Origin of the sequence: Ferroglobus sp., assembly GCF_015521575.1 — an archaeon.
GTDB lineage: Archaea > Halobacteriota > Archaeoglobi > Archaeoglobales > Archaeoglobaceae > Ferroglobus.
In genome coordinates this window covers 1-4,194 of record NZ_WANY01000266.1, presented here as the reverse complement: position 1 = coordinate 4,194, position 4,194 = coordinate 1, and the positions used below count along the sequence as shown (strand labels likewise).

At 42.5% G+C, this 4,194-nt stretch carries 5 protein-coding genes and 1 tRNA gene; 2 read left to right on the top strand and 4 right to left on the bottom strand.

Annotated features, from left to right (window positions below):
- Window positions 1–260: 260 nt before the first annotated feature.
- Window positions 261–333, bottom strand: a tRNA-Thr gene (locus tag F7C14_RS10720).
- A 76-nt stretch (window positions 334–409) separates the two neighbouring features.
- On the opposite strand from F7C14_RS10720, the gene F7C14_RS10715 reads away from it, so the two are divergent.
- Complete coding sequence (locus tag F7C14_RS10715; protein ID WP_290902773.1) at window positions 410–1,399, top strand: histidinol-phosphate transaminase; 990 nt, start codon at window positions 410–412, stop codon at window positions 1,397–1,399.
- Here F7C14_RS10715 and mtnP read toward each other — a convergent pair.
- The 3 genes from mtnP to F7C14_RS10700 form a co-directional block, all read right to left on the bottom strand.
- Window positions 1,370–2,218, bottom strand: a complete 849-nt coding sequence (gene mtnP, locus F7C14_RS10710) for an S-methyl-5'-thioadenosine phosphorylase (RefSeq protein ID WP_290902770.1) — start codon at window positions 2,216–2,218, stop codon at window positions 1,370–1,372. The two genes, F7C14_RS10715 and mtnP, sit on opposite strands and share 30 nt — an antisense overlap.
- A complete protein-coding gene (locus F7C14_RS10705) occupies window positions 2,215–2,919 on the bottom strand; it encodes a phosphoribosyltransferase (RefSeq protein WP_290902768.1) in 705 nt (234 codons plus the stop codon). Before F7C14_RS10705 ends, mtnP begins: the two co-directional genes overlap by 4 nt.
- A gap of 76 nt (window positions 2,920–2,995) precedes the next feature.
- Complete coding sequence (locus F7C14_RS10700; protein ID WP_290902766.1) at window positions 2,996–3,364, bottom strand: DUF302 domain-containing protein; 369 nt, start codon at window positions 3,362–3,364, stop codon at window positions 2,996–2,998.
- A gap of 106 nt (window positions 3,365–3,470) precedes the next feature.
- Here F7C14_RS10700 and F7C14_RS10695 point away from each other — a divergent pair.
- Window positions 3,471–4,194: CBS domain-containing protein (locus F7C14_RS10695; protein ID WP_290902764.1), on the top strand; the 724-nt coding region annotated here is incomplete at its 3' end.

Below are 4,194 nucleotides of genomic sequence, written 5' to 3'. Positions count from 1 at the left end.
CCTGAGTTCCTTTTCAACATCTTCGCTCAGAACTATCGTTAAAGTTCCTATAAATAACATTATCCTTTTTATATCTGCAATCTACACACGACAGCTTCATACTCCCTGCCCAAATAGTTTAAGGATTTTCGACTCCAATACTCTCGACAGTCTGATTTTCTTCGTTTCTATGAAATGTTTTTATCATTTCCCAGATTTTTAACAAATTGTCTTTACTCTTAACAAAACTGGTTGTGATGGCGTTTAACAAAAAGGGAATAAGCCGCCGCCGGGATTTGAACCCGGGACCTGGTGATTACGAGTCACCCGCTCTACCAGCTGAGCCACGGCGGCAATCGGAAATAAAATCTGAGAATTTGAATTTAAGGCTTGCGGTAAAACGTATAAATCCAAAGCACTCATCTTGATCGTGCACGGAGACCAAGCTGAAAAATTCCTGAACGGCAAGAAAATACTCGACTTCGCTTCGAACATAAATCCGTTTCCTCCGAAAGATCTGTGGGAATTTATAAAAAGTATTTCTTGGAAAATCTCGTACTATCCGGAAAGCAGTTACTCTGATTTAATTGAAACTATTTCGGAAACCTTTGGATGGGATAGAAAAGAGGTTGTATTTGGGAACGGGTCGATAGAGTTGATAAGAACTTTTTTTATTCTAAACAGCGGGAAAGTTCTAATTCCCTATCCCACGTTCACTGAATACGAACGATTTGCAAAGGCATTCGGATCGAGGATCGTCAGATGTCGGCTTAGAGATGTTTACGAAGCTGCGAAAAAAATCGAACCCAATGCTGTTGTTGTTTGCAATCCTAACAATCCAACAGGAGAATTCGTCGAGTGCGTTGAAGAGCTTGACAGTCTTGCGGAGAAGAAAGGTTTTAACCTCCTTGTCGACGAGGCGTTCATCGATTTTTCCAGCAAAAAAGCTCAGCTTGAAAATGCGTTCGTCGTAAGATCCCTGACGAAAATTCTTGGAATTCCCGGGTTGAGGTTTGGATACGGAAAATTTCCGAAGAAGTTTGCTGAAAGGTTTCATGAAATAAGAGATCCGTGGAACGTGAATATGCTCGCGAAAGAAGTTGCCAAGAGATACTTGCCGAAGCTGAAAATTTTCTCAAGGAAAGTTAGAAGAAAGATCTCGCGAGAAAGGAAGTACCTCAGAAAAAGGTTGCAAAGACTTGATTTCTTAAGCGTTGGAGAAGTAAACTTTCTTCTTGTCGAAGGAAAATTCAAAGCAAGGGATCTTCAGAAATTCTTGCTTGAAAAAGGAATTTTGATAAGGACGTGCGAAGACTTCATCGGTTTGAACGAGAAAAATTTCAGAATAGCCGTTAAAGATAGAGATAGTAACAGAGCGCTAATAAAAAATTTAGAGGTATTTGTCGAGGAAAATTCCTAATTTTCTTCTGACCTCTTCGCTTATCATATCCGGAGAGGTCGTTATCGCAAACTTCAGAGCTTCCTTGCATTCGCACTCTCTCTCTTCCGGAATTTTTGGTATCAACTTCCTAAGAATCGCTTTTATGTTTTCCTCGTTTTTCGCCATGTTCTCCAGAACCGTCTTCACATCTACTGGCTCTTCCTTCCAGACGTCGTAGTCGGTAACAGCAGCTACAGTTACGTAGCAGATCTCAGCCTCTCTTGCAAGTTTTGCTTCGGGCAAAGCTGTCATTCCGATTATGTCGAATCCCATGCTTCTGTAGAATTTCGACTCAGCTTTAGTAGAAAACTGCGGTCCTTCTATGCAGACGTACGTCCCTCTATCATGATACCTCAAACCGAGCTCCTTCACAGCTTCTATTGCAGCGGCTCTCAACTCCGGACAGAAAGGGTCAGCTATGCCGACGTGAACTACCACTTCTTCGAAAAATGTGTCCTTTCTGTGCTTCGTCCTGTCGAATATCTGATCGGGAATGACTATGTCCAACGGCTTTATTTCCTCTTTTAATGAACCAACTGCTGCGACGCTTATTATCCTCTCAACCCCGAGCTTTTTGAATGCGTAGATGTTCGCTCTGTAAGGGACATGCGTTGGAGAGAAGATGTGTCCCTTTCCGTGCCTTGAAATGAATGCCACTTTCCTTCCTTCGTAGTCTCCAATTGTTATCTTCGATGATGGCTTTCCGAAGGGTGTGTCGATGTCCACTTCCTTGACGTTTTCAAAAGCATCGCTATCATATACACCAGTCCCACCGATAATCCCGATTTCCGCCTTCATTCTTTAATCCTCCAGTAAGGCTTGTTATCCTTCAAAATCTTCTCCACAATTCCCCTGTTCTCCATTTCCCTCATAACATCGAAAAACCTTCCCGGCTGAGCGATCTCCAAGTAAATAGGATCTATCTGATGAAGCTCGTACAGTCTCCACTTTATGTCCCATTCTCCCCATAGCTTCTCCTTATCTCTCCTCATCAGCCTCGTTATCAACTCAATCATGTCCTCCATGAAGTTCCAAGGGAAGATTATCCAAGCCCACTCTTCAAGGTACTCTCCGAAGTAGTCTGGTGTGAACTTCGACGTGTAAAGAAGCTGTAAGGTGGCTGTTTTTACTTCCCTTGCTCCTAACTCTTCAACGTGCTGTTTTGCTGTCATCAAGCTCTTTCCTGTGTCGGCTATGTCGTCCACGACAAGCACCTTCTTACCTCTCACGCTCTCTTCGTGGAGAGGGTACTTTATCTTTACCTCTCCGCTCATTTTAGCTGTGCCTACGTAGTGCTCTATCTTCAAGCTCGTTAAATCATCCAAACCAAGAAGATCGCAAAGAACTCTCCCAGCGAACCATCCTCCTCTCGCTAAAGCAACGATTATTTCCGGCTCGTAACCATCTTCCCTAACCTGCTCAGCCACCCTCCTACAAAGCCTGTCCATGTACTCCCAGTTCGTCACAACGCACTTGAACTTCTCGGGGAACTCCTCCATAGTTAATCACCAAAGTTAATCCTTTCCTTCACATTTTTAAAATTTCGTATGAAGAAAAAATAGAAAAATTCGGCTTTCAAATTGCTTCAATAACTTTTTTCAACCTTTCTTCAACATCTCTTGCGTTTTCTTCAATCTCTTCAGTTGCAAAAGCTGTTGGCTTAACGGCATCAACCACAACTTCCCCGTCCATTTCATAGACCACGACGTTACAAGGTAGCAGAACTCCGAAGGATCTGTTCGCTTTCAAAACTTCGAAGGCATTTTTAGGGCTGCACGCTCCGAGAATAACGTACTTGTCAAAATCGACGCCTATTTTTTCCTTCAAAGTCTTTTTGACATCGATTTCACACAGAATGCCAAATCCCTCGGACTTCAAAAGCTCCTTGACTCTCTCAACGACTTCTTCAAATTTTCCGTTCACTTTTTTGCCAATTGTAAACATAAACACCGTTAAGTGATTGAAACTTTATAAGTGTGCCGCTGCATGTACATTAGAAAGCTAAGACGTCAGGAGAAAATAAATAAACCTCCCCTCTTTTCTATATTTCGTGAAGCTTAAGGTCAAAGACTACATGACGAAAGACGTGGTGGTTGTAAAGCCTGATCAAACGATAAAGGAGGTAATTGATCTCATCGAAAAGACGGGGCATGACGGCTTCCCCGTTGTCGACGATAACGGAATTGTTATCGGATATATTTCTTCCCGGGATCTTTTGAGGAAAAATCTGGATGCGAAAGTGAAAGACGTGATGTCGAGAAGATTGATAGTCGCCAGAGAGCACATGGATTTAAAAGATGCGGCAAGGGTAATGTTCAGAACCGGAAGGTCTAAGCTGCCGGTTATAGATGAAAAAGGAAAGCTCATTGGAATAATCTCGAACACGGATGTGATAAGGAGTCAGATAGAGAGAGCAGATCCTAAAAAAGTTGAAAACTTAAGGAAAACGATAGAAAGCGTTCATAACGTTAAGACCGAGCTTAAGAGGGGTAAAATTGAAGTTGACAGAATTATTCCCACTCAAACGAAAGTTTACGCTGACGAACTTAGGGGAAGAATTTACGAACTGAAAAAAGGTCTTGCTGAACCCGTTATCGTCATAAAGAAGGGGGCAAAATACTATTTGGTAGACGGGCACCACAGGGTTGTGGCGGCTAAAAAGATTGGAATAGATAAGCTCGACGCGTACATTATAGAAGTTCCAGAAAACGTTGAGCTCGGACTCGAAAAGCTCGTGAGAAAGAAAGGGATAAAATCCGTCAGGGATATTCAGG

Coding starts and splice junctions, on each gene's coding strand:
- mtnP (WP_290902770.1), bottom strand. CDS start 2,218: ATGAAGGCGGAAATCGGGATTATCGGTGGGACTGGTGTATATGATAGC.
- F7C14_RS10705 (WP_290902768.1), bottom strand. CDS start 2,919: ATGGAGGAGTTCCCCGAGAAGTTCAAGTGCGTTGTGACGAACTGGGAG.
- F7C14_RS10700 (WP_290902766.1), bottom strand. CDS start 3,364: ATGTTTACAATTGGCAAAAAAGTGAACGGAAAATTTGAAGAAGTCGTT.